General features: G+C 66.8%; 22 protein-coding genes, 1 other RNA gene and 1 pseudogene. 8 read left to right on the top strand and 16 right to left on the bottom strand.

The genetic code is table 11. The features are described from left to right. Positions 1 to 50: 50 nt before the first annotated feature. From DFP89_RS01780 to DFP89_RS01795, 4 genes are all read left to right on the top strand, one after another. Complete coding sequence (locus DFP89_RS01780) at positions 51 to 716, top strand: hypothetical protein (RefSeq protein WP_114347655.1); 666 nt, start codon at positions 51 to 53, stop codon at positions 714 to 716. Next, entirely contained in the window at positions 634 to 2,157 is a 1,524-nt protein-coding gene (locus tag DFP89_RS01785; protein ID WP_114347656.1) for a Y-family DNA polymerase, read from the top strand. Before DFP89_RS01780 ends, DFP89_RS01785 begins: the two co-directional genes overlap by 83 nt. Beyond that, entirely contained in the window at positions 2,157 to 5,417 is a 3,261-nt protein-coding gene (locus tag DFP89_RS01790; RefSeq protein ID WP_114347657.1) for an error-prone DNA polymerase, read from the top strand. The genes DFP89_RS01785 and DFP89_RS01790 overlap by 1 nt, the downstream gene beginning before the upstream one ends. Positions 5,418 to 5,530: 113 nt before the next feature. After that, on the top strand, positions 5,531 to 6,205 hold the full coding sequence (locus DFP89_RS01795) for a DUF2270 domain-containing protein (RefSeq protein ID WP_114347658.1): 675 nt from the start codon (positions 5,531 to 5,533) through the stop codon (positions 6,203 to 6,205). Positions 6,206 to 6,299: 94 nt separating this feature from the next. Here DFP89_RS01795 and DFP89_RS01800 read toward each other — a convergent pair whose 3' ends face one another. The 7 genes from DFP89_RS01800 to DFP89_RS01830 form a co-directional block, all read right to left on the bottom strand. Then, positions 6,300 to 6,740 (bottom strand): RbsD/FucU family protein, encoded by a 441-nt coding sequence (locus DFP89_RS01800; protein WP_114347659.1) that lies wholly within the window; start codon positions 6,738 to 6,740, stop codon positions 6,300 to 6,302. 3 nt (positions 6,741 to 6,743) lie between these two features. Beyond that, complete coding sequence (locus tag DFP89_RS01805; RefSeq protein WP_114347660.1) at positions 6,744 to 7,526, bottom strand: L-fucose dehydrogenase; 783 nt, start codon at positions 7,524 to 7,526, stop codon at positions 6,744 to 6,746. Continuing rightward, positions 7,526 to 8,815, bottom strand: a complete 1,290-nt coding sequence (locus DFP89_RS01810; RefSeq protein WP_114347808.1) for an L-fuconate dehydratase — start codon at positions 8,813 to 8,815, stop codon at positions 7,526 to 7,528. Before DFP89_RS01810 ends, DFP89_RS01805 begins: the two co-directional genes overlap by 1 nt. Before the next feature lie 80 nt (positions 8,816 to 8,895). Beyond that, on the bottom strand, positions 8,896 to 9,843 hold the full coding sequence (locus tag DFP89_RS01815; protein ID WP_114347661.1) for an ABC transporter substrate-binding protein: 948 nt from the start codon (positions 9,841 to 9,843) through the stop codon (positions 8,896 to 8,898). Between the two features lie 56 nt (positions 9,844 to 9,899). Beyond that, on the bottom strand, positions 9,900 to 10,877 hold the full coding sequence (locus DFP89_RS01820; RefSeq protein WP_245948565.1) for an ABC transporter permease: 978 nt from the start codon (positions 10,875 to 10,877) through the stop codon (positions 9,900 to 9,902). Positions 10,878 to 10,894: 17 nt separating this feature from the next. After that, a complete protein-coding gene (locus DFP89_RS01825; protein WP_114347663.1) occupies positions 10,895 to 12,400 on the bottom strand; it encodes a sugar ABC transporter ATP-binding protein in 1,506 nt (501 codons plus the stop codon). Then, positions 12,397 to 13,224: an amidohydrolase family protein gene (locus tag DFP89_RS01830; protein ID WP_114347664.1), complete on the bottom strand. Its 828-nt coding sequence runs from the start codon at positions 13,222 to 13,224 to the stop codon at positions 12,397 to 12,399. The genes DFP89_RS01825 and DFP89_RS01830 overlap by 4 nt, the downstream gene beginning before the upstream one ends. A gap of 131 nt (positions 13,225 to 13,355) precedes the next feature. Between DFP89_RS01830 and DFP89_RS01835 the strand changes: the two genes are divergently transcribed. Then, the gene (locus DFP89_RS01835) at positions 13,356 to 14,189 is read left to right on the top strand and encodes an IclR family transcriptional regulator (RefSeq protein ID WP_114347665.1); all 834 of its coding nucleotides are present in this window, start codon (positions 13,356 to 13,358) and stop codon (positions 14,187 to 14,189) included. A 175-nt stretch (positions 14,190 to 14,364) separates the two neighbouring features. Here DFP89_RS01835 and rpmG read toward each other — a convergent pair whose 3' ends face one another. After that, on the bottom strand, positions 14,365 to 14,532 hold the full coding sequence (gene rpmG, locus DFP89_RS01840) for a 50S ribosomal protein L33 (RefSeq protein ID WP_011750518.1): 168 nt from the start codon (positions 14,530 to 14,532) through the stop codon (positions 14,365 to 14,367). 84 nt (positions 14,533 to 14,616) lie between these two features. Beyond that, a complete protein-coding gene (locus DFP89_RS01845; RefSeq protein WP_114347666.1) occupies positions 14,617 to 15,294 on the bottom strand; it encodes an ArsR/SmtB family transcription factor in 678 nt (225 codons plus the stop codon). 72 nt (positions 15,295 to 15,366) lie between these two features. Here DFP89_RS01845 and DFP89_RS01850 point away from each other — a divergent pair, with 72 nt between their 5' ends. Both DFP89_RS01850 and DFP89_RS01855 read left to right on the top strand, forming a co-directional pair. Next, the gene (locus DFP89_RS01850) at positions 15,367 to 15,690 is read left to right on the top strand and encodes an NIPSNAP family protein (protein WP_114347667.1); all 324 of its coding nucleotides are present in this window, start codon (positions 15,367 to 15,369) and stop codon (positions 15,688 to 15,690) included. Continuing rightward, positions 15,687 to 16,016, top strand: coding sequence for an antibiotic biosynthesis monooxygenase family protein (locus DFP89_RS01855; protein WP_114347668.1), 330 nt, complete (start codon positions 15,687 to 15,689; stop codon positions 16,014 to 16,016). Before DFP89_RS01850 ends, DFP89_RS01855 begins: the two co-directional genes overlap by 4 nt. A gap of 4 nt (positions 16,017 to 16,020) precedes the next feature. Here the strand turns inward: DFP89_RS01855 and rnpB are convergent. Both rnpB and DFP89_RS01865 read right to left on the bottom strand, forming a co-directional pair. Then, positions 16,021 to 16,390, bottom strand: an RNA gene (rnpB, locus tag DFP89_RS01860) — RNase P RNA component class A. A 47-nt stretch (positions 16,391 to 16,437) separates the two neighbouring features. Further along, entirely contained in the window at positions 16,438 to 16,809 is a 372-nt protein-coding gene (locus DFP89_RS01865; protein ID WP_114347669.1) for a winged helix-turn-helix transcriptional regulator, read from the bottom strand. An 83-nt stretch (positions 16,810 to 16,892) separates the two neighbouring features. Between DFP89_RS01865 and DFP89_RS01870 the strand changes: the two genes are divergently transcribed. After that, positions 16,893 to 17,735, top strand: a complete 843-nt coding sequence (locus DFP89_RS01870; protein ID WP_114347809.1) for an SDR family oxidoreductase — start codon at positions 16,893 to 16,895, stop codon at positions 17,733 to 17,735. Positions 17,736 to 17,756: 21 nt separating this feature from the next. On the opposite strand, the gene DFP89_RS01875 is transcribed toward DFP89_RS01870, so the two are convergent. The 5 genes and pseudogenes from DFP89_RS01875 to DFP89_RS01895 all read right to left on the bottom strand — a co-directional run bounded on the left by DFP89_RS01875 (position 17,757) and on the right by DFP89_RS01895 (position 24,483). Then, complete coding sequence (locus tag DFP89_RS01875; RefSeq protein ID WP_114347670.1) at positions 17,757 to 20,162, bottom strand: ATP-dependent helicase; 2,406 nt, start codon at positions 20,160 to 20,162, stop codon at positions 17,757 to 17,759. Positions 20,163 to 20,221: 59 nt separating this feature from the next. Further along, positions 20,222 to 21,151 (bottom strand): annotated as a pseudogene (folE2, locus tag DFP89_RS01880) (GTP cyclohydrolase FolE2); the annotation flags it as partial. A gap of 133 nt (positions 21,152 to 21,284) precedes the next feature. Beyond that, the gene (gene metZ / locus DFP89_RS01885) at positions 21,285 to 22,460 is read right to left on the bottom strand and encodes an O-succinylhomoserine sulfhydrylase (protein ID WP_114347672.1); all 1,176 of its coding nucleotides are present in this window, start codon (positions 22,458 to 22,460) and stop codon (positions 21,285 to 21,287) included. Positions 22,461 to 22,527: 67 nt separating this feature from the next. Then, entirely contained in the window at positions 22,528 to 23,133 is a 606-nt protein-coding gene (locus tag DFP89_RS01890; RefSeq protein ID WP_114347673.1) for an inner membrane-spanning protein YciB, read from the bottom strand. Positions 23,134 to 23,292: 159 nt separating this feature from the next. Next, complete coding sequence (locus DFP89_RS01895; RefSeq protein WP_245948566.1) at positions 23,293 to 24,483, bottom strand: DUF1223 domain-containing protein; 1,191 nt, start codon at positions 24,481 to 24,483, stop codon at positions 23,293 to 23,295. Between the last annotated feature and the right edge of the window lie 100 nt (positions 24,484 to 24,583).

A 24,583-nucleotide genomic window follows, 5' to 3' on the forward strand; every position in this document is an offset into this window, starting at 1 on the left:
AATCTGCGCCGCCGAGAATAAGAACAAATAAAGAACATTCAGGCTGATCCATGTCCGCTCGCCCTTTCCTGTCGGGGGTGGCGCCTTTCGGACGGGCGCCGGTCCCTGCCGCGCCGCAACTGGCGGCACCGATCCTGTCCGAAGCCTTTGGCACCCGGCCTCTGGACGGGGCGGCGCCCGGATTCGTGCGTGCCGCCCTGCCGCCGGGGCGCATCCTCTGGGCGCAGGACCGGCTGAGCCGGATCGAGACCGGCGCCCCCTTCCTGCCCGGCATGGGCCGCGAGATGCTGCGGCTGGACCTTGTGCGCGCGGCGGACGTGCTGAGCGCGCTCGAGGACGGGCTGGCCAGTCCTGCCCTGGCCGCCGTGGTCGGCGAGATCCATGGCAGCCCCCGCGCGCTGGATTTCACCGCCAGCCGCCGCCTTGCCCTGCGCGCCGAGACGGCGGGCATTCCCTGCTGGCTGATCCGCCATGCTGCCCGCCCGGATGCCAGCGCGGCGCGGATGCGCTGGCGGCTGACCGCCCTGTCCTCGGCCCCCGATCCGGACGATCCGCAGGCGCCGGGGGATCCGCGCTGGCGAGCCGAGCTGTTCCGGGCCCGCGACGTGCGCCCCGCCATCTGGGAGGCACGCCATGACCGGGCGGCGGATCGTCTCGATCTGGTTGCCGCATCTGGCGATCGAGAGCTGGCAGCGCCGCGCCGCCGCGCGGGGTGATCCCTGGCCCGAAGAGGCACCGCTGGCCCTGGCCACGCCCGGCCCGCATGGCCCGGTGATCCATGCCGCGAACCGCGCCGCCCTTGCAGCCGGGGCGCGGCTTCGGGCACGCGTCACCGATATCCGCGCCATCTGCCCCGATCTGCGAGTCACGGATGCCGAGCCGGCGGGCGATGCGGCATTGCTGTCGCGGCTGGCCTTCTGGGCGCGGCGCTGGGGGCCTTACAGCGCGCCGGATGGCGATGACGGCATCGTGCTGGACACGACCGGGGCCGCGCATCTTTTCGGCGGCGAAGCCGGGATGCTTGCCGATATCCAGACCCGCCTGGCGCTTGCCGGCCATGCCGCGCGGCTGGCGCTGGCGCCGACGCGTGGCGCGGCATGGGCCATGGCGCGGCTGGGGCCGGAACGCGCGATCTGCTCCGGCGCGCCCTTGCCCGCGCTGGCGCCCCTGCCGGTCGCGGGGCTGCGGCTTTCGGACGAGACCCTGCTGCTGCTGCGCCGGCTGGGGCTGAAGACCATCGGCGATCTGGCGGCGATCCCGCGCCTGTCGCTGATGCGCCGCTTTGCCCGCATGATCCCGGCCGACAACCCGCTTCTGCGGCTGGATCAGGCGCTGGGGCATCTGGCCGAACCGCTGGACGCACCCGAACCCGAACCCGAATTTCTGGCCGAGGCGCGGCTGGCCGAGCCGGTGATGGACCCGACGGACTGGCTGCCCGGGCTGATCGGCGATCTTTGCGCCCGGATGGCGGCGGCAGATCGCGGCTGCCGGCGGCTTTGTCTTTCGGTCTTCCGCGTCGATGGCGAGCGGCGCGACATCCGCGCCGCCATGGCCGCCCCCTCGCGCGAGGCCGGGCATCTTCTGCGGCTTTTCGACGGCAAGCTCGAGCGGCTGGACCCCGGCTATGGCTTTGACCTGATCCGGCTGAGCGCCGAGGCGGTCGAGCCGCTGGCACAGGCCCAGCCCGGTCTTGACGGCAGCCGCGCCGAGGCACTGGAGCTGGCGCGGCTGGTAGACCGGCTGACGGCGCGGTTCGGCGCCCATGCCCTCAGCCGTCCCGAGCCGCAGGAAAGCCATGTCCCCGAACGCGCCGAGACCCCCGCCCCGCCGCTGGCCACCCGGCCCGCGCCGCCGCCACGCCCCGACCGCCCCCTGCGCCTGCTGACCCCACCCGAGGAAATCCGTGTCCTTTACGCCATCCCCGAGGGGCCGCCGGCGCAGTTCATCTGGCGCCGCCAGACCCTGCGCGTCGCCCGCCATGCCGGGCCGGAACGCATCGCGCCCGAATGGTGGCGCGACCGGCCCGGCACCCGGCTGCGCGATTATTTCCGCGTCGAGGACCCCAGCGGGCTGCGGCTCTGGATCTATCGCGAGGGGCTGGTCCATGACGGCCGCGGCGGCGCCCCGCGCTGGTTCCTGCACGGGATCTTTGCCTGATGCCCGACCATCATCCCCGCACCCCCCTGACCCTGCCCGAGCATCCGGCGCCAAACCCGCGCGCGGAATATGTCGAACTGGCGGTGACCAGCGCCTTCAGCTTTCTGCATGGTGCCTCGCATCCGCATGAGCTGGCGCTGGCGGCGCAGGCGCTTGGCTATGACGCGCTGGGAATTGCCGACCTGAACAGCCTGGCCGGGGTGGTGCGGCTGCATGCGGCGGCCAGAAAGCTGGGCCTGCGCCCGCTGATCGGGGCGCGGATCGTGCTCAAGGATGGCACGGCATTTCTGGCCTATCCAACCGATCGCGCGGCTTACGGACGGCTTACGGCGCTGATCTCAAAAGGGCGACGGCAGGATCTGGATGGCGGTTGGCAGAAAAAGGGCATCTGCGACCTTGGGCTTGATGACCTTGCTGCCCATGCAGAAGGCTTGCGGCTGATCTGGCTGCCGGGCGAAAATCTGGCGCCCCTGCCCGAGCTTGCCGCCCGCCTGCCCCAGTTGAGCCATGTCGCGGCAAGCTGGCTTTACCGAGGTGACGACCGGGCACGGATCAACCGTCTGGACCGGGCGGCACGGGCCGCGGGCCTGTCGATTATCGCCATCAATGACGTGCATTACCACACCCCCGAACGCCGCCCGCTGCAGGACGTGATGACCTGCATTCGCGAAGGCACGACCATCGCGCGGGCCGGCCTGCGCCTGGCCGCCAATGCCGAGCGGCACCTGAAGCCGCCCGCCGAAATGCTGCGCCTCTTTGCCGACTGGCCCCATGCCATCCGCGCCACGCGCCAGATCGCCGATGACTGCCGCTTTTCGCTGGACGAACTCAGCTATGAATATCCCCGCGAAAGCGTGCCCAGGGGCAGCACGCCCCAGCGCCATCTGACCAGGCTCAGCTGGGAAGGGGCGGCATGGCGCTATCCGCAAGGCGTGCCCGACAAGGTTGCGGCCACGATCCGGCGAGAGCTCGCGCTGATCCGCCGCAAGAAGATCGCGCAATATTTCCTGACCATCCACCAGATCGTGCGCTTTGCCGAGGCTCAGGGCATCCTGTATCAGGGGCGCGGCTCGGCGGCGAATTCGGCGGTCTGCTATGTGCTGGGCATCACCCCGGTCGATCCCAACACCCATGAGCTGCTGTTCGAGCGCTTCATCAGCGAGGACCGCGACGAGCCCCCCGATATCGATGTCGATTTCGAGCATGAGCGCCGCGAGGAGGTCATCCAGCACATCTATGACCGCTATGGCCGCCACCGCGCCGGGCTTTGCGCGACGGTGATCCATTACCGTCCCCGCAGCGCCATCCGCGAGGTGGGCAAGGTCATGGGCCTGTCCGAGGATGTCACCTCGGCGCTGGCCGATACCGTCTGGGGCAGCTGGGGCGACAGCATGAAGGCCGCCGATACCGGACAGGCGGGGCTGGACATGAGCGATCCGCATCTGGCGCGCACGATCCGGCTGGCGCAGGAAATGATCGGCATGCCGCGGCACCTGTCGCAGCATGTCGGCGGCTTCATCCTGACCGAGGGGGCGCTGACCCGGACCGTGCCCATCGGCAATGGCGCCATGGCCGATCGCAGCTTCATCGAATGGGACAAGGACGATATCGACGAGCTGAAGATCCTCAAGGTCGATGTGCTGGCGCTGGGGATGCTGACCTGCATCCGCAAATGCTTTGAGCTGATCCGCAGCCATTACGGTCCGGCCCTGACGTTGGCCGATATCCCGGCCGATTGCCCGGCGACCTATGCCATGCTGCAAAAGGGCGACAGCATCGGCACGTTTCAGGTCGAAAGCCGGGCGCAGATGAACATGCTGCCACGGCTGCGGCCCAAGGTGTTTTACGATCTGGTCATTCAGGTCGCCATCGTCCGCCCCGGCCCGATCCAGGGCGACATGGTCCATCCCTATCTGCGCCGCCGCGCGGGCATCGAGACGGTCGATTACCCCTCGCCCCGCGACGGCGATCCCGATGAGCTGAAAAACATCCTGAACCGCACCCTGGGCGTGCCGATCTTTCAGGAACAGGCGATGAAGATCGCCATGGTCGCCGCGCGCTTTTCCTCGGCCGAGGCGAACATGCTGCGCAAGGCCATGGCCACCTTCCGGTCGCGCGGAACCATCGGCCAGCTGGAAAGCCTGATGGTCGGACGCATGGTCGAGCGCGGCTACGAGCCGGAATTCGCGCAGCGCTGCTTTGACCAGATCAAGGGCTTTGGCGAATACGGCTTTCCCGAAAGCCATGCGGCGGCATTCGCGCATCTGGCCTATGTCTCGGCCTGGCTGAAATGCCATTATCCGGCCGCCTTCGCAGCGGCGCTGCTGAACAGCCAGCCGATGGGCTTTTACGCTCCGGCCCAGATCGTGCGGGACGCGCGCGAACATGGCGTGACCGTGCTGCCGGTCGATGTCGGCATCAGCCAGCGCGACAATACGCTTGAGCCCTGCGACGGCACCTTTGCCCTGCGGCTGGGCCTGCGCCAGATCGAGGGCCTGTCCGGCGCCGCGTCAGCGCGGCTGACGGATGCGCGCGATGCGCCCTTTGCCGATCTGGCCGATCTGAAATCCCGCGCGCGGCTGGATGCGCGAAGCATCCGGCTGATCGCGGCGGCGGATGCGCTGCGCTCGCTGGGGCTGGACCGGCGGGCGGGGCTGTGGCAGGCGCGCGCATTGCGCGATGCCCCCGACCTGCCGCTCTTTGGTGCCCGCGACGAAGGCGGCGAGCCGGCCGTCCCCCTGCCCGCCATGCCGCTTTGCGAACATGTCGCCGCCGATTACCAGACCCTGCGCCTGTCCCTGAAAGCCCATCCCATGCGCTTTCTTCGCGCCAGCATGAGCGCACAGGGCTATGTCGCGGCGACGGACCTGGCCCGCCTGCCCCAGGCTGCGGCCCTGCGCATGGCCGGGATCGTCCTGATCCGCCAACGCCCCGGCAGCGCCAAGGGCGTCTGCTTCGTCACGCTGGAGGATGAGACCGGCGTCGCCAATCTGGTGATCTGGGAAAAGACCTTCCGCGCCTTCCGCAAGGAGGTCATGTCGGCCCGCCTGCTTGAGGTCAGGGGCCATCTGCAGCGCGCCGAGGGCGTGACCCATATCGTCGCGACCTGGCTTGGCGACCGTTCGGAGGCGCTGCTGCGCCTTTCGGGCGAGGTGCCCGCGACGCTGCCCGAAGGGAACCGCGCCGCCGGCCTGCCCGCGCCCCGGCGCACGCATCCGCGCCAGGTCCGCATCCTGCCAAAATCGCGCGACTTCCACTGATACCGGGGGCGGCTCGCCAGGCGCGGCCCGATGCCCGATCAGCCCAAGCCTTTGTACGGCTTGCGAAAGGCCCGCCAAGGGTGCAAGCTTTCCCAAGGGCAGGAGGGGAGCCGATGGACAGGCCGGCGACAGAGCGCAAGCAGCTCGATTCAGCCGAGTTGGGCGTGATGGCGCATCTTTACCGGGGCGAGGTCTATCGCTCGACCATCTGGCGCACGCGGCTCGACACCACCACCAACTGGTCGGTGGTGACGCTGGGCGTGGCGCTGTCGATCACCTATTCCTCGCCGCAGGCCTCGCCTCTGCCGCTGGTGCTGGTCGGCATCCTGATCATCTTCTTCCTGATGCTCGAGGCGCGCCGCTATCGTTACTTCAACGTCTGGCGTGCCCGCTGCCGCTGGATCGAGCTGCATTTCGTGGCGCCCCTGCTGCGCGACGGCGACCTGCATCTGGACCAGCACTGGCAGGATCGGCTGGCCGACGACTATCTGCATCCGCGTTATCACGTCAGCATGTGGACGGCGGTCGGGCGCCGGATCCGGCGCAACTATTTCTGGATCCTGCTGATCCAGACCGCCGCCTATATGGGCAAGCTGATGGTGCATCCGACCTCGGTCTCCTCGGTCGGCGAGCTGCTCGAGCGCGCGGCCATCGGGCCGATTCCGGGCTGGTTCGTGCTGCTGGCCGGCGGCAGCTATTGCCTGAGCTGGGGACTGATCGCCATCGCCAGCGCGCGCATCGACGCCAATCGCGCCCGAAAGCGGCAGGACCCGCTGGGCATGGGCTGAGACCGCCCCCGAAACGGGGCCAGGAGCCGGGAACCGCAAGGGCCATCTTGCGCGGCCCCTCGCCTCGCCCGCCGCTGATGCCGTGTTCCGGCAGTCAGCCGGAAAGCTCGACCACGCCCTTGCGGATGATGAAATTGCCGTAAAGCCGGGTTTCGGTCGTGTGCAGGATCACGAAGGCGGCGCCGGCCAGACGATAGAATTCGAACCGCTCGACGCCGGTGGTGCCGTGACCTTCGGCGGCGAAAAGCGGGCGGGCCTCGGCCACGACCTCGGGGATGGCCTCGGCATCGCCCACCACCTGCATGCTCACGACCGAATCCGGCTCAAACCCGTCGATGGGCATCAGGGACAGCACCGCCTGCACGGCGCGCGGCACGCTGCAATCGATGCGCAGCGGCTGGCCATGGACCGTGCGGCTGCCGACCGAGGCCGCAGGAAAGTTCGCATCGACAATGGCGATCGTGTCGCCATGCCCCATGCGCGCCAGAACCTGCAGCAGGTCCGGGCTGATCAGCGGGTCGATTCCCTTCAGCATGTTTTAGCCCCCATGGTGTTCCGGATGGATGATAGCGCGATCGAGATGGGTATAGCCACCATCGGGAAACAGCCATTGGCCGGTCATGTGGCTGGCGCGGTCCGACAGCAGGAATGCGCAGCAATCGGCGATCTCGCGCGCGGTGGTCATGCGCTGGCCCAGGGGAATGCGGGCGGTGATGCGCGCCAGCGCGGCCTCGGGGTTTTCCATCGTGTCCAGCCAACGGCGATACAGCGGCGTCATCACCTCGGCCACGACGATGGCGTTGACGCGGATGCCGTCGGGCAGGAATTCGGCCGCCCATTCGCGGGTCAGGCCCAGCTGCGCCGCCTTGGCCGCCACATAGGCCGAGGTGCCCCCCTGCCCGGTCAGCGCGGTTTTCGAGCTGATATTGACGATGGCGCCGCGGGTCCGGCGCAGATCGTCGCGCAGCAGGTGCACCATGGTGTAATAATGGACGAGGTTCTGGTTCAGGCTGGCGCGAAAGGCCTCTGGCCCCTTGTCGAGCCCGACCCCGTCATTGGCGCCCGCATTGTTGACCAGCCCGTGAATGGCGCCGTGCCGGGCGCGGATCTGCGCCACCGCCTCGGTGCAGGCCCGGTCATCCGACAGCTCCGCCATGACGAAATCGGCGCCATGCCGCGTCAGCCAGTCCGGGTCGGGCGCACGGCGCGCGATCACCACCGGGCGCGCGCCCTCTTCGGCCAAAAGCTCGGTGATGCCCGCCCCGATCCCCGAGGCGCCGCCGGTCACGATCACCACCTTGCCTTGCAGATGCAGGTCCATCAGGCACCCCGAAAGCGATAGGTTTCCAGGCTTTCCGGCCGCATCTCGATGGAAAAGCCGGGCATTTCGGGCGGCATATAGGCGGCATCGCGGATCGTGCAGGGGTCAAGGAAATGCTCGTGCAGGTGATCGACATATTCGATCACCCGGCCCTCGCGCGTGCCGGCGATACACAGATAGTCGATCATCGACATGTGCTGGACATATTCGCAAAGACCCACGCCCCCGGCATGCGGACAGACTTTCAGGTCATGTTTCGCCGCCATCAGCATCACCGCCAGGACCTCGTTCAGGCCGCCCAGACGGCAGGCGTCGATCTGCACGACATCGATGGCGCTTTCCATGATGAACTGTTTGAACATGATCCGGTTCTGGCACATCTCGCCGGTCGCGACCTGCACCGGGGCGACGCCGGCGCGTATCTTGCGATGGCCGGCGATGTCGTCGGGGCTGGTCGGCTCTTCGATGAACCACGGCTTCACAAAGGAAAGCCTGCGGACCCAGTCGATGGCCTGATCCACCTCCCAGACCTGGTTGGCGTCGATCATCAGCTTGACGTCCGGTCCGACCTCGTCGCGGGCGATGGTCAGGCGGCGGATATCGTCATCCAGATCGCGGCCGACCTTCATCTTGATGTGGCGGAAACCCGCATCGACCGCCTCGCGGGACAGGCGGCGCAGCTTGGCATCGTCATAGCCCAGCCAGCCCGCCGAGGTGGTATAGCAGGGATAGCCCTCGGCCTTCAGTGTGGCGATGCGCGCGGGTTTGTCCTGCGCCTGCCGGGTCAGGAAATCCAGCGCCCATTCGGGGGTGATGCAATCGGTCAGATAGCGGAAGTCGATGCAACGCACGAGCTCCTCGGGCGACATGTCGGCGACCAGCTGCCAGACCGGCTTGCCCGCCGCCTTGGCCCACAGATCCCATGCCGCATTGACCACGGCGCCGGTGGCCAGATGGATCGCGCCCTTGTCGGGGCCGATCCAGCGCAGCTGGCTGTCGCTGGTCACATGCCGCCAGAACCGGCCCATATCGGCGGCGATCCAGTCCAGCGTCAGCCCGACGACCAGCGGCCGCAGCGCCTGAATGGCCGCAATGCAGATTTCATTGCCGCGCCCGATGGTAAAGGTCAGGCCGTGCCCTTCAAGCCCGCCATCGGTTTCCAGCACCAGATAGGCGGCCGAATAATCCGGGTCCGGGTTCATTGCATCCGAGCCGTCCAGATGCTGGCTGGTCGGAAAGCGCACATCGACCGTGCGCAGCCCGGTGATGGTCAGCCCGTTCAGTGTCATGCGCGCCCCTTTTCTGCTTTCTGCTTGATCGGCGGTCAGGTCCGGGGGCCACAGGACGCGGCCCCCGGCAGTGATATCGGTCACTCGTAGAGGACGGCGGCGATTTCCGGCGCGTCGATATTCGACTTGTCATACCAGTAGAAACCGGTGTCGATATTGGCGCTGACGGCTTCGCCCTTGGCGGCGGCGACAGCGGCCTTGACGGTCTCATAGCCGATGCCGACCGGGTTCTGGGTGATCGCGCCAGCCATCAGCCCTTCGCGGATCGCGTCGGTCTGGGCCTTGCCGGAATCATAGCCGACGATGGTGATGCCCTTGCTGCCCAGCTCGCGCACCCCGTTCACCACGCCGATGGCCGAGCCCTCATTGGTGCCGAAGATGCCCTTCAGATCGGGATGGGCGGCCAGCAGCGCCTTGGTGATCTCGGTCGATTTCAGGTGGTCGCCGCCGCCATATTCGATGGCCACGACCTCGATGCCGGAATGGGCCTCTTTCATGCGGTTGACGAAGCCGTCGCGGCGGTCGACCCCGGTGCGCGAGGTCTGGTCGTGGGCCACGACCGCGACCTTGCCCGCATCGCCGATCAGTTCCGCCATCTTGTCGGCGGCAAGGGCGGCTGCGGCGACGTTGTCGGTCGAGGCCAGCGCCACCGGAATGTCGCTGTCCACGCCCGAGTCAAAGGCGATGACCGGGATCTTGGCCTCTTGCGCCTGACGCAGCAGCGGGATCGCCGCCTGGCTGTCCAGCGCGGCAAAGCCGATGGCGACGGGCTTGTTGGCCAGAGCCGCCGCCAGCATGTCCATCTGCTTGTCGACCTGGGTTTCGTTATCCGGCCCCTCGAAGGTGACGGTGACGCCCAGTTCCGCGCCGGCCTTGTCGGCCCCGGCCTTCACCGCCTGCCAGAACTGGTGCTGGAAGCCCTTGGAGATCAGCGGCACAAGCATCTTGTCCTGCGCAAACGCCCCCGAACCGGGACCGATCAGCGCCAGCGCGGCAACCGCGCCAAACAGGGTTCTTCTGGTGAACATGATTTTCCTCCCTTTATGTTCACGTCTTTTCAGTCTGTCGTCCCGTCGTCCCCCGCTCAGCCCGCCCTTCCCCGGCGCAGCTGGTCGGCATAGACGGCGGCCACGATGATGGCGCCGGTCACCACGGTCTGCCATTCCGGCGCGACCGACATGACCCGCAGCCCGTTGGTCAGCACCGACATGATCAGTGCCCCGATCAGCGTGCCCAGAATGGTGCCGCGCCCGCCGGCAAGGCTGGTGCCGCCGATCACCACCGCGGCGATCGCCTCAAGCTCATAGCCAAGGCCAAGCGCCGGCTGGGCCGAGTTCAGGCGGCTGGCGATCAGCAGGCCGGCGATGCCGCAGATCCCGCCCGCCAGCGCATAGATCGCCATTTTCCAGGCGTCGGTATTGACGCCCGACAGCCGCACGGCCTCTTCGTTCGAGCCAAGGGCAAAGGTATAGCGCCCCAGCACCGTGCGCCCCAGGATCCACGCCACCGCAGCCGAGACGATGAACAGGATCAGCACCCCGTTCGGGACCGGGAATGCCGGCACGATCCGGCCGATCAGCGAGCCTTGGGCGATTTCCGAAAACCCGGGCGTGTCGTTGAAATAGATCGGCTTGGTGCCGGTCACGATCAGCGACAGGCCCTTCAGCATCAGCATCATGCCCAGCGTGGCGATAAAGGGCGGGATCTTCATCTTGGCAACGAAGGTCCCCGAGATCAGCCCGCAAAGCGCCCCGGTCGCGATCGAGGTCAGGACCCCCAGCAACAGCGGCATCCCGGCCCAGGTCAGCACCACCCCGGTCATCACCGCGCAGAATGTCATCAGCGTGCCGATGGACAGGTCGATCCCCCCGGTGATGATGATCAGCGTCACTCCCACCGCCAGCACGCCGTTGACCGAGGTGGCCTGCAGGATCGCCATGATATTCGAGACCTGAAAGAAATTCGGGCTGGCCAGCGAGAACCCCGCGACCAGCACGATCAGGCTGGCGAATGCCCAGAGCTTTTGCTGCGCCCCGCCGCGACGGGTTTCCTTGATGCTCATCACTTTTCCCCGCTCGCTCATTCGACGGTCATGCCCTCGCGTGCCGTGGCCAAGGCCATGATCTGTTCCTGACTGGCGCCGCCCGGCAGGATGCCGGTCAGTCGCCCCTCGCACATGACCGCGATGCGATGCGACAGGCGCACCACCTCGGGCAACTCGCTGGAGATCACGATGATCGCCTTGCCCGCGGCGGCCAGATCGTTCAGCAGCCGATAGATTTCCGCCTTGGCGCCCACGTCGATGCCGCGCGTCGGCTCGTCAAAGATCAGGATGTCGCAATCGCGCAAAAGCCATTTCGCGATCACCACCTTTTGCTGGTTGCCGCCCGACAGCAGCCGCACCTCTTGCCGGTCGTCGGGGGTGCGGATGCTGAGCCTGGCGATATAGTCGCGGGCGATCCCGGCCAGTTGCGGCTCGTCGATGCGGCCCAGCCGGTCGGCATATCGCGGCAGGCTGGCCAGCGCGATATTGGCGCGCACATCCATCCCCAGCGCCAGCCCGTAATGCTTGCGATCCTCGGACAGATAGCCGATCCCCGCGCGCACCGCGTCCGAGGGCGTGCGGATCGTGACCGGCTTGCCATGGACGCGGATCTCGCCCCGCTCGGGCGGCTCGGCGCCAAAGATCGCCCGCGCCAGTTCCGTCCGCCCTGCCCCCATCAGCCCGGCAAAGCCCAGGATCTCGCCTTTTTTCAGGCTGAAGCTGATCTCCTTCAATTCGCGGCCCCGGCTGAGGGCGCGCACCTCAAGCGCGGTTTCGGCTCCGGACAGGTCGGGGATGCGCACGGCCTCGTCGCTCAGTTCGCGCCCGACCATCATCGAGATGATCGCGGAAATCGGCGTATCCGCCGCCTCGACGGTGCCGACATAGGCGCCGTCGCGCATCACCGTCACCCGGTCCGAGATCTGGCGGATCTCGTCCATCTTGTGGCTGATATAGATGATGCCGACGCCCTCGGCACGCAGCTTGCGGATGATGGTGAACAGCTCGGCGATCTCGCTGTCGTTCAGCGCGGCGGTGGGCTCGTCCATGATCAGCACGCGCGAGCGATAGGACAGCGCCTTGGCGATCTCGACCATCTGCTGGCGGGCGATGGTCAGGCCCGAGACCGGCGCGCGCGGGTCCATCGCCACGTTCATCGCCTGAAAGATCGCGGCCGCATCGGCATTCTGGCGCGCCTCGTCGATGCGGCCAAAGGACAGGCGCGGCTCGCGCCCGATCCAGATGTTCTGCGCCACGGTCAGGTCGCGCATCAGGGCCAGTTCCTGATGGATGATGCCGATGCCCAGATCCTTCGCAGCCTTGGGCGTGGGCAGGGCCACCTCGGCCCCGTCGATCAGGATACGGCCGCCATCGGGCTGATAGACGCCCGAAAGGCATTTCATCAGCGTCGATTTCCCGGCGCCGTTTTCGCCCATCAACGCGTGAACCTCGCCGGGGCGCAGATCGAAATCCACCGCCTTCAGCGCGTGAACGCCGGGGAAGCGCTTGTCGACAGACTGCATCCGGACCAGTTCGCTCATGCCGCAACCCCGTAAAAGCGCGCGGCATTCCCGTGCAGGATCGCCGCGCGTTCGCCCGCGCCAAGATATTCCAGCAGCGATTCGCTCAGCTCAAGCCAGTCCTCATACGAGGCGGCCAGCGTCAGTACCGGCCAGTCGCTGCCCCAGATCAGCCTCTCCGCCCCGAACCAGTCCAGAAGCTGGCCCATGATGTCCTGCAGGACCGGCAAGGGATCGCGCAGATCCTCAACGGCAAGCTCGGTCATCAGCCCCGACAGCTTGCAATGGACATGCGGGATCGCGGCCAGCGCCCGCATCCCTGCCGCCCATTCCGCCTGCGCCCCCGGCTGGGGCTTCGCCGCGTGATCGATCACCAGCGGCAGATCGGGATGGGCCGCCGCAAAGCCCGCCAGCATCGGCAGGTGGCGCGCCGTCACCAGCGCATCCAGCCGCAGCCCCAGATCCTGCAAGGCCGCCAGCGCGTCGGGCCGGGCCTCACGCGCCAGCCAGTCGGTGTCGGCCATGTCCTGCAGCATCGGGCGGACGCCCTTGAAATGCGGATTGGCGGCGCGCTGGCACAGCTGCGCGACCGCATCCGGCGCCGCCAGATCAACCCAGCCCACCACGCCCGCGATACGCGGCTGGCGGCTGGCCAAAGCCAGCAGGAAATCGGTCTCGGCCAAGGTCGGGGCGGCCTGCACGACGATCAGCCGCGCATCGCCGGGATAGTCCGCCGGCAGGAAATCGCGCCGGATCGGGGCCAGCGATGCGCCATCGCCCGTCAGCCAGCCATAATCCCCCCGCGACAGCCGCCAGAAATGGCAATGCGCATCGATCAGCCGCATCGGAACCCTCCCCCGGTTCGTTGCGTCAGTCCTTATATGAATATACTATCCATATATGAACTCTTGACGCAAGAAATTTCTTGCGCTGCATTTGCAGGCAGGACGCCCAGCCAACGGACGGAGGCAAGGAGATGGCGCGCAAGCCGACCGAGACAGCCGAGGATATCCCCGAGGATCCTCCAAGCGCCGCCGACCGCTATCGCGCCCCGGCGCTGGACAAGGGGCTGGACATCCTTGAGGTGCTGGCGTCGCAGGCGCGCGGCCTGACCCGGGCCGAGATCGTCAAGGAAATGGGCCTTGGCCCCTCGCAGATCTATCGCATGCTGGAACGGCTGGTGGCGCGCGGCTATGTCACCCGGCTTGAAGGCGGCGACCGCTATGCGCTGACGATGAAACTGTTCCTGCTTGGCACGGGCCACCCGCCCCTGCGCCGGCTGATCGCGCAGGCCCAGCCGATGATGGACGACTTTTCGCGCGAACTGCGCCAATCCTGCCATCTGGTCGTTCCCGAACATGGCTGCGGCATCATCATCGCGCAAGCCAGCCCGCCGGCACATTGGGAATTCCGTGCCCGTGTCGGGGCACAGCTGGACCTGTTCACAACCGGCTCGGGCATGACGCTTCTGGCCTTTCAGCACCCCCGTCAGCTGGCCGAGACCCTGGGGCGCTGGGGGATCGCCGACGCCGCCAGCCGCCTGCGGCACGCCGAACCCGAGCTGACCGAGATCCGCAGGCAGGGTTTCCGGCTTGCGCCCTCGGCTCAGGCCGTCGGCGTCACCGACCTGAGCGTTCCGGTCCGCGGTCCCGCGGGCGATGCAATGGCCGTCATCACCTGCGCCTATATCGAGCATCCCGACGATCCGCGCGCCGACATGCGCAGCGCAACGCTGACCAGCCTGATCGCGCTGGCGCAAAGCCTGTCGCTGGATCACGACCGACCGGGCACCGACCTCCACCCCGGCTGAGCCCGGGCTGAAAACCGGGCACCGTCGCCCAAACGGAAAAGGGCGCTGCATTCCTGCAACACCCTGCCCTTGCGGCGACGGCTTGCGCAGCCATCCGCATCATTTTACCGCCCGGTCCCGCCGCCTCCCGACTGGATGCAGTCAGAGAGGTTACCGGCCCAAGGCTGCTAGATCCTTACTTGATCTTGCCTTCCTTGTACTCGACATGCTTGCGCACAACCGGGTCATACTTGTTGACCGTCATCTTTTCGGTCATCGTGCGGGCATTCTTCTTGGTGACATAGAAATGCCCGGTCCCGGCCGTCGAGTTCAGACGGATCTTGATCGTCGTCGGCTTCGCCATCTTGCTTGCTCCTGCTGCGGCGGCACCGGACGGTCCACCGTGGAAACTCTTGAAGCCCGCCTTTTAGCGACCCGGCGCCGGGTGTCAACCGGAAAACATGGCATGAAACTGCCTTTCCCCTTCGGGCGAAAAGCGAATGACGCGGCTGTCGGACTGGCGGCGCGCCCAGCCCAGATCGGTCATCCGCCCCAGCATCGCCCGCCCCATCTGCCCGGCCAGATGCGAGCGCCGCTCGCTCCAATCCAGGCATTCGCGGCACAGCGGCGCGCGCGACTTGCCCCCCGGTTCGGCCTGCAGAAAGGCGCGGGCGAAGTCCCGACCGGCATCGGTCAGCACGATCGTCTCATCCGCGCGGACGAGATGCCCCCGCGCCAGCATGGATTCAAACATGATCGTCCCCATCTCGCCGGCCAGATGGTCGTAGCAGACCCGCGCGCGCCGCATCGCCGGGTCGCGCGGGCCGGGGCGGCGGCGCAGATGCCCGGCCCCGGCCGCAAAGCCCATCAGCGCCTCAAGCAGCGCCGCGACCTCGGCCGAGGCCAGCTGATGATAGCGGTGGCGGCCCTGCCGGCGCTGTCCGATCAGCCCGCCCTCGGCCAGCCGCGCCAGATGCGAGCTGGCGGTCTGCGCGGTGATTCCCGCCTCTTGCGCCAGTTCGGATGCGGTCAGCGCACGGCCGCCCATCAGCGCCGTCAGCATATTGGCGCGGGCGGGATCGCCGATCAGCGCAGCGATGCGGGCAATGTCAGGGCCGTCTTTCATGCTTCGATCATAACCGAAGCATCCATGGCACTCAACGATCTATGATGGCCGGGGACAAGAAAGGAAATCACCATGCTGACCTGCATCATCCGCTATCAGATCGACCCCACGAAAAAGGCCCAGTTCCAGCAATATGCCCGCAATTGGGGGCAGGCCATCCCGCGTTGCGGGGCCGATCTGGTCGGGTATTTCGCCCCGCATGAAGGGTCCTCCACGCTGGCCTATGGCATCTATCATATCCCCAGCCTTGCCGCATATGAGGCTTACCGCGCGCGCCTGGCTGCCGATCCGCTGGGCCGCGAGAATTATGAGTTCGCGCAGCGCGAGAAATTCCTGCTCCGCGAGGACCGGACCTTTCTGAAACTGGTCTCGCTGCCGCATGGGGAACCGGCGTGATCGCCGTCATCTTCGAGTTTCAGCACGATCATGCTGAGCGGCATCCCGATCCGATCGGGTCGCTGGCGGCAGAACTGGCGCGCATTCCCGGCCATCTGTCGCTTGAACGCTTCGAAAGCGCCTCGACGCCGGGAAAGCAACTGTCACTGGCCTTTTTCACCGATGAGGATGCCGTGGCGCAATGGCGCAATCTGTGGGGGCATCGCGCCGCCGAGACCGAGGCCCGCGCCGGTCATTTGGGCCCCTACCGGCTGCGCATGGCCTGGGTCAGCCATGATTACGGGCCGCCTGCGGACATCCTCGCGGGCGGAAAGGATCCTGAATGAGAAAACGCGCGGATGGCCTGTAAGCCGGATTTTGTTCCGGGGTCGCCCCCTTCGATGACCATTCCTCTGGCCCCGCCATTGCTGACGGGATCTAGCTGCCAACCCGGACCTTCTGGGGCGAAAGCAGCCCTGCCTTGCGGCGCGAGGTCCCTATTCGGCATTGCTCCCGGTGGGGCTTGCCTTGCCGGGCCTGTTACCAGCCCCGCGGTGGGCTCTTACCCCACCGTTTCACCCTTACCCATGCACGCATGGGCGGTCTCTTCTCTGTGGCGCTTTCCCTGGGGTTGCCCCCGCCGGGCGTTACCCGGCACCGTGCCTTCATGGAGTCCGGACTTTCCTCGACGATTGCTCGCCGCGGTCATCCGGCCATCCGCGCGAGGGCGCTGATACGCCGCCGTCCGGGGCCGGTCAAGCACCCAGTCTAACCCGCCTGTGCCCAGCCGCGCGCGATCTGCGGCAGCGCGGCCTCGATCCAGTCCAGCAGCGCATCGACGCGGCGCGCGGCCTCATGGCCCATCGGGGTCAGCTCATATTCGACATGCGGCGGCACGGTCTGGAAATCGCGGCGCAGCAGCAGCCCGTCCGATTCCAGCCCCTGCAGGGTCTGCGCCAGCATCCGCTCGCTGACCCCGCCGATCTGGCGGCGCAGCCCGCTGAATCGCTGCGGCCCGCCGGACAGCACCCGCAGCACCAGCATGCCCCAGCGCCCGGTCAGCCGCCGCAGCACATCGCGCGAGGGGCAGGCCGCCGCCATCAGATCGCCGCGCTCGGGGTCATCAGAAACTTTTTCCATACTTACATTTCCGTCAGTACTTACGATTCGTAAGTTAATCGCGTATCTGCCCTGACACAAGGTTCTTGAACGAGGAAATGACCATGACCATCGCCATTACCGGCGCCACCGGCGCTTTGGGCCGCCTGACCATCGCCGCGCTGAAATCGCGCCTGTCCGCCGATCAGATCGTCGCGCTGGCCCGCAGCCCGGAGAAGGCCGCCGATCTGGGCGTGACCGCACGCGCCTTTGACTATGACCGCCCGGAAACGCTGGAACCGGCACTGGCCGGCGTCGACAAGCTCTTGCTGATTTCCGGCAATGAGGTCGGAAGCCGCGCCGCCCAGCATCGTGCGGTCATCGCCGCCGCCAAAGCCGCCGGCGTCAAGGAGATCGTCTATACGAGCCTGCTTCATGCCGACAAAACCCCGCTGTCGCTGGCCGGCGAACATGTCGAGACCGAGGCGATGCTGGCCGCATCCGGCATCCCGCACACGATCCTGCGCAATGGCTGGTATGCCGAGAACTATGCCGGCGCCATCCCCTCGGCGCTGGAGCATGGCGCGCTGATCGGCGCGGCGGGCGAAGGCCGCATCTCGGGCGCGGCGCGGGCAGATTACGCCGAGGCGGCGGCGGTGGTGCTGGCTGGCACGGGCCATACGGGCAAGACCTATGAGCTGGCGGCGGACGACGCCTGGACGCTGGCTGATCTGGCGGCAGAACTCTCGGCCCAGACCGGCCGCGACATCCCATATCGCAACCTGCCGGTGGCCGATTATGCCGCGATCCTTGCCGGCGCCGGCCTGCCGCAGGCGCTGTCCGAGGCGATTGCCGGCTGGGATGCCGACGCCGCGCAAGGCGCGCTGTTTGACGACGGGCGCGTGTTGTCGCGGCTGATCGGGCGCCCGACCACGCCGCTGGCCGAGGTCGTCAAGGCCGCGCTGTAAGTCAAATCAGAAGGGCCGAACTCAGAAAGGCACGTCGTCCAGACTGCCCCCGGCCTCCGAGGCGGGCTGCACATAGCCCGCCTTGATCGTCTTGAAGCCGGTGGTGAATTCGACGGTCAGCGTGTCCTCGGCAATGCCCATGATCGTGCCATTGCCGAATTTCTGGTGGAACACCCGATCCCCGACCGAGAAGCTTGCCGCAGGCTCGGCGTCGATGGTCACCGGCACCCGGCGCACGGGCTGCGGCCGCTGGCTGCTGCGTTCCTGCATCCGCTTCCAGCCGGGCGAGTTATAGACATCGGCCTTGGCGGCGCGGTCATGCATCCCCGATTGTGCGAAAGACGGGGCAAAGGACTGCGCCGCCGCGCCATAGCCGCCGCCGTAAAGCCCGGGCGGGGTCAGCACGTCGACATGGCCCTCGGGCAGCTCGTCGATAAAGCGCGAGGGCAAGGACGACTGCCACTGCCTATACATGCGGCGGTTGCCGGCAAAGCTGATGGTAACCAGCTCCTCGCCCCGGGTGATGCCGACATAGGCCAGCCGGCGTTCCTCCTCGAGGCCCTTCATGCCCGACTCGTCCATGCTGCGCTGGCTGGGGAACAGCCCGTCCTCCCAACCCGGCAGGAAGACGATGGGATATTCCAGCCCCTTGGCCGCATGCAGGGTCATGATGCTGACCTGATCAGTCTGCTCGGCCGAATCCCGGTCCATGACCAGCGCCACATGCTCCAGAAAACCCTGAAGGTTTTCAAATTCTTCCAGCGCCTTTATCAATTCTTTCAAGTTGTCCAGCCGCCCCGGCGCATCGGGCGACTTGTCGTTCTGCCACATGGCGGTATAGCCGGATTCGTCCAGGATCCGCTCGGCCAGTTCGACATGGTTGATGCGCGTATCGATGGCATCGGCATGCCAGCGGCCCATGCTTTCGGTAAATTGCCGCAGCGCCCCGGCAGCCTTGCCGCCAAGCCCGCCCGTCGCCACGACGGAAGCCGCGCCCTCCAGCAGCGACAGGCCGCGGCCCCGCGCCTCGTGCTGGATGGTCTGGATGGCCTTGTCGCCCAAGCCACGCTTGGGGGTATTCACGATCCGCTCAAAGGCCAGATCGTCCACGGGGCTGACCGCCAGCCGGAAATAGGCCATGGCGTCGCGGATTTCCTGCCGCTCGTAAAAGCGCGGGCCGCCGATGACGCGGTAAGGCAGGCCGATGGTCAGGAACCGGTCCTCAAAGGCGCGCATCTGGTGGCTGGCCCGCACGAGGATGGCAATGTCGTTCAGGTTGCGGCGGCCGATCGAATGACGGTGGCCACCCTGAAACGCCTCGATTTCCTCGCCGATCCAGCGCGCTTCGGCCTCGCTGTCCCAATGACCGATCAGACGGACCGCCTCGCCCTCCTCGGTCTCGGTCCACAGCGTCTTGCCCAGCCGCCCGGCATTCGCGGCGATCAGCCCCGAGGCAGCGGCCAGGATATGCGGGGTCGAGCGGTAGTTCTGTTCCAGCCGGATCACCTTCGCGCCGGGGAAATCGCTTTCAAACCGCAGGATGTTGCCAACCTCGGCCCCGCGCCAGCCATAGATCGACTGGTCGTCATCGCCCACGCAGCAGATGTTGCGATGCGCCTGCGCCAGCAGCCGCAGCCACATATACTGCGCGGTATTGGTGTCCTGATATTCGTCGACAAGGATATAGCGAAAGCGGTCCTGCCACTGCCGCAGCACATCGGGATGGGCCTGAAAGATGCTGACGCAATGCATCAGAAGATCGCCGAAATCGACGGCGTTCAGTTCCAGCAGGCGGCGCTGATAGGCCGCGTAAAGCCGCCCGCCCCAGCCATCAAAGGCGCGATCATCGCCCTTGGGCAGGCGCGCGGGCGTCAGGCAGCGGTTCTTCCAGCCGTCGATCAGATGCGCAAGCTGGCGCGCAGGCCAGCGCTTTTCGTCCAGATTTTCAGCCAGAATCAATTGCTTCATCAGCCGGATCTGGTCGTCCGTGTCCAGAATGGTAAAGCTGGGTTTCAGATGCAGATCCCCGTCGCCCACCAGTTCGGCATGGCGGCGCAGGATCTTGACGCTGATCGAATGGAAGGTGCCAAGCCATGGCATCCCCTCGACCGCCTCGCCCATCAGGCGGCCGATACGCTCTTTCATCTCGCGCGCGGCCTTGTTGGTAAAGGTCACCGCCAGAATCTGCCCCGGCCACGCGCGACCAAGCGAGATCAGATGCGCGATCCGCGTTGTCAGCGCCCGGGTCTTGCCGGTGCCCGCCCCCGCCAGCAGCAGGACAGGACCGTCCAGCACCTCGACCGCCTCGCGCTGCGCGGCGTTCAGCCCGTCCAGATAGGGCGTGGCCCGCGCCCCCATGGCGCGCTGCGACAGGGGCACGGGGGCGGCTGCGGCCTGAAAGGCGTCGGAATCGTCGAAATCGCTCATGGCAGGACCATAGCCGCAGACGGCGCGTCGGAAAAGCCCATGTTCACGCCTTGTTCGCCCTAGGCCCGCAGCCCGGCGAAAATCGCGGGGTCCAGACTGGCCTGCGCGAAGGTCGGGCCATCGGTCAGCACGCTGACGGCATCATGCGAATGCAGCGATTCCTGATGGCTGGCGATGACGCGGAAATCACCGATGCGCGGCTCGGCCATCAGTTCGGCGGCGAATGCGCGCACGGCGTCCTCGACAAAGATCGGGTTCGCGGCGTTCAGTTCGGCAAAGGCCTGTTCGTCCTCGCGCTTGACCATGACCTGGGTTTCGGTGGGCACGGCGCGGCGGCACAGCGCGATCACCTCCTCGAACCACAGCGTATCGCCCTGGGTCACCATGGAGATCCGCGCGATCGAGCGCTGCGAATGCGGCGTCGCCAATTGCCCGCGCATCTGGCGGGCATGTTCAGAGAGTTCCAGCGAACAGGGGCAGGTCGAGCTGTAGACATAGTCCACATGCATGATCCGCAGCCGCTGTCCGGCCTGTTCGACCAGTTCCAGCGCGATGTCGTAATATTGCCAGCCGCTCAGCCCCGAGCGCAGCGAGTCCACCCGCATCGGATAGGACAGCCGCATCTGGATGCGCGCATCCAGACTGTCGAGGTCGGATTTATAGTCGTCCAGCGCCGCCTCAAGCACGCCCATGGAAAAGCGCTTTTCGGCATGGGCGTAAAAGCTGCGCATGATGCGGCTCATGTTGATGCCCTTGCGGTCAGCCTCAAGGCTGACGGTGCCGGTGACGCCGGTTTCCAGCGTCATCTCGCCGCCTTCGCGGGTCTGATAGCGGATCGGCAGCCGGAAATTCGAGATACCGACATGCTGGATCGGGGCGCGGGCGCCGACGATCAGGCTGGCCGGGCCGTTCTGCAGATCGGGCAGACCGGCCTTGTAGGCGTCATCGACCCGGAAATCACTGGGATATTCGCGCGACAGCGCCGGATAGGCGCGCTGGGTGGCGATGGGACGGGACTCGGTCATGGGCGTCCTCCTTGGCGGGTCGGACCTTTTATCTGGGGACCGGCACGCGGAAAGGAAAGGGGCGCCCGCCGGATTGCGGACCTGCCCCTAGACTGGGTCAGGCCATCGCCTGACGGAAATCGGCGATCAGGTCATCGGCATGTTCGATGCCGATCGACAGCCGCAACAGGCCCGGCGTGATGCCCAGCCCGGCGCGCACCTCATCGGACAGGCGCTGATGGGTGGTCGTCGCGGGATGGGTGACGATGGATTTCGCATCGCCCAGATTGTTCGAGATCTGGAAGATCTCCATCCGGTTCATCGCCCGGAAAGCCGCATCCTTGCTGCCCAGATCGACCGCGACCATGGTGCCGCCGGCGCCGTCCATCTGGCGCATGGCCAGATCATATTGCGGATGGCTGGCAAGGCCCGGATAGATGACGCGGCTGAGCCGGTTATCGCCTTCCAGCGCCGTCGCCAGCGCCAGCGCGCCTTCGGTCTGGGCGCGCACGCGCAGGTCCAGCGTATTCAGCCCGCCCAGCATCAGCCAGGCGTTGAAAGGGCTGATCGCGCCGCCGGTATGTTTCAGATAGGGTTCGGCCACCTCGCGCACGAACTGGCGGGTGCCGCAGATCACGCCCCCCAGACAACGCCCCGAGCCGTCGATATGCTTGGTCGCGGAATAGACCACGACATCGGCGCCCTGTTCGATGGCGCGGGAATAGACCGGGGTGGTAAAGACATTGTCCACCACGACCAGCGCGCCGACGGCATGGGCCAGCTTCGCCACGGCCTCGATATCGACGATTTCCAGCGTCGGGTTCGACATGGTTTCAAAGAACACGGCCTTGGTGTCAGGGCGGATCGCCGCCTGCCACTGGGCCAGATCGGTGCCGTCGACATAGCTGACCTCGACGCCGAAGCGCGCCAGCACCTCAAGGACATAAAGGCAGGACCCGAAAAGTGCCTTGGCCGAGACGATATGATCGCCCGGCTTCAGAAAGCACATCAGCGCGCCATTCACCGCCGCCATACCGCTGGCGGTGGCAAAGGCGTCCTCGGCCCCCTCCAGACTGGCAATGCGATCCTCGAACATGCGACTGGTCGGGTTGCCATAGCGCGCATAGATGAATTCATCGGGGCCGGACTTGATGAAGCGGGCCTCGGCCTGTTCGGCGCTGTCATAGGAAAAGCCCTGCGTCATGAACAGCGCCTCGGCCATCTCGCCATACTGGCTGCGGCGGATGCCGTGATGGACGGCGCGGGTGCGCGGATGCAGGTTTTTTTCGGACATGGGCGGGCCTCCTAGCGTCAGAAGGTCCGGTTACTCTGGCCCGGACCGTGACGCAAGCTTTACGCCCCTATTCGCCGTCGCGCGGCTGGGCGTAGCGTTCGAAAAGCTTCGAGTTGGCGATGAAGAATGCCACCATGATCGCCGGCAGGCCAAAGGTCTTGAAATTGACCCAGGCGGTTTCGGACATGCTGCGCCAGACGATTTCATTGGCGATGGCAAGGCCAAGGAACAGCAGGACCATGCGGATGGTCAGGATGCGCCAGCCCTCGGCCCGCATGGGCAGGGCCTCGGACATGACCAGTTCCAGCCAGTTGCGGCGGCGGATCAGGCTGAAACCCAGAAGTGCGGCGAAGATCAGATAGATGATCGTCGGCTTCATCTTGAAGAATTTCGGGTCATTGAGCCAGACCGACAGCCCGCCAAAGACCACGACCAGAACCAGCGTGGCGATCTGCATGGGGGCCAGCTTGCCCGTCAGCCGCCACAAGGCCAGCGTGCTTGCGACCAGCACCGGGATGAAAACCAGCGTGGCGACGATAAAGCCGGAATATTCGGTGCCGGCGATGGTCAGGGTCTTGTCGCGCAGCCGCATGAACACGACGAAGAACAGGATCAGCGGCCCGAATTCCAGCCCGGCCTTGAGCCAGGGATTGATCTTGCGGGTCTCGGTCATGGAGCCTCCGGCAGGTCACGGGCTTGAGGCGCGCGGGCAAGGTCTTGCGCGGCTGCCGCCTTTTCGCGCAAGCGGGTGGGCACGGCAAGGGCAAGGGCGCCCTGTCATCGGTGAAAATTCTGTGTGAAGGACACGCCCTGCCCGTCCCAATCCGCCCCCCTAGTCCAGACGGATCGCGGCCAGGATCGGGCCGCTGGCGCGCTTGCCGCGGCTGTCCATTTCCTGCGCCAGAATGGCGTGGCGCGTGTCCGAGGGAAAGCTGCTAGCCCCCTTTTCGACCGTAGCGCCGGGCCGGATGGTCATGCGCAGCGGCACCCGCCCGTCCCATTCGGCGATGCGTTCGACCGCCAGCACGACATTGCGGTATTCGACCGATGTGCCGCGATTCTCGCCTGCCAGGATCTCGACCTTGCGGCTGGGTACATAGCGCACAAGGATGATCGCCACCCGCGACGGGATCGCCGCGCGCGGCGTCAGCTCGACGCGGTAGCTGTCATCCTGCCGGCTTGAGGTGACCATGACCTCGGTCGGGCGGGCGATCTGGGCCTGCAACAGCGCCATCAGCTCGGCCGGGCGCAGCGCAATCAGCGTGTCGGTGCCGCCGACGATGATCTGCGGCGTATAGATCGCGCGCTCGCCCGAGGCATGGGCATAGGCCTGTTGGCGTCGGGTGAATTCGGGCCGGGCGAACTCATCGGCCCAGCCCAGATAATCCCAGTAATCGACGTGCCAGGACAGGGCCAGGACGTCCTCGCGCGCCGCAAGATCGCCCAGCATGTCGTCAGCGGGCGGACAGGACGAACAGCCCTGCGAGGTGAACAGCTCGACCACCACCGGCGGATGGCCGACCGGGCCGGGCATCATCTGGCGGCCCTGCGGCTGCGCCTCGGCAAAGGCTGCGACGCCGGCGCCAGCCGGATCCTCGGGCGGATAGGTTTCCGCCGCGACCGCGTCGCCGGCAACGCCCGGTGCGCCCTCGGGGGCCTCGATCAGGCCGACCGTGCCGTCATCCTCGACGCTCACGGCGGCTTCGGCGATCGAGGGGCTGGGCGCGACGCCGGGCAGGACGCCGGAAAGCGCGCCCGCACCTTTTTGCGAGCGCAGCAGGAACTCGGACAGGATGTCATCGACCGTCTCGACGACGGGTCCGGGGCGCCCGGCTTGCGGAGGGGCACGCCCGTCGACGACCGCGCCGCCGCCGCCGACCGTCGTGCCGAAGTTGCCTTCAGGCGCACCCGGACCACCCGGTCCGTCCGGACCACCCGGCCCGCCCCCCGGCGCTTCCTGCGCGACCGCGGCACCGCCGGCGGCCAGCGCAGCCACCCAGACGGCCAGCACGACACGTCGCAAGACAGACGCCAGGGGAATCCGACTCGCCTCGTTCATCGTGATCTGCATTGCCGTCATGTCGTCCCGGGTCCCCGCGCCTTTCGATGCCCCCCAGCTAAAC

It is taken from the genome of Paracoccus lutimaris, assembly GCF_003337565.1.
Taxonomy (GTDB): Bacteria; Pseudomonadota; Alphaproteobacteria; order Rhodobacterales; family Rhodobacteraceae; genus Paracoccus; species Paracoccus lutimaris.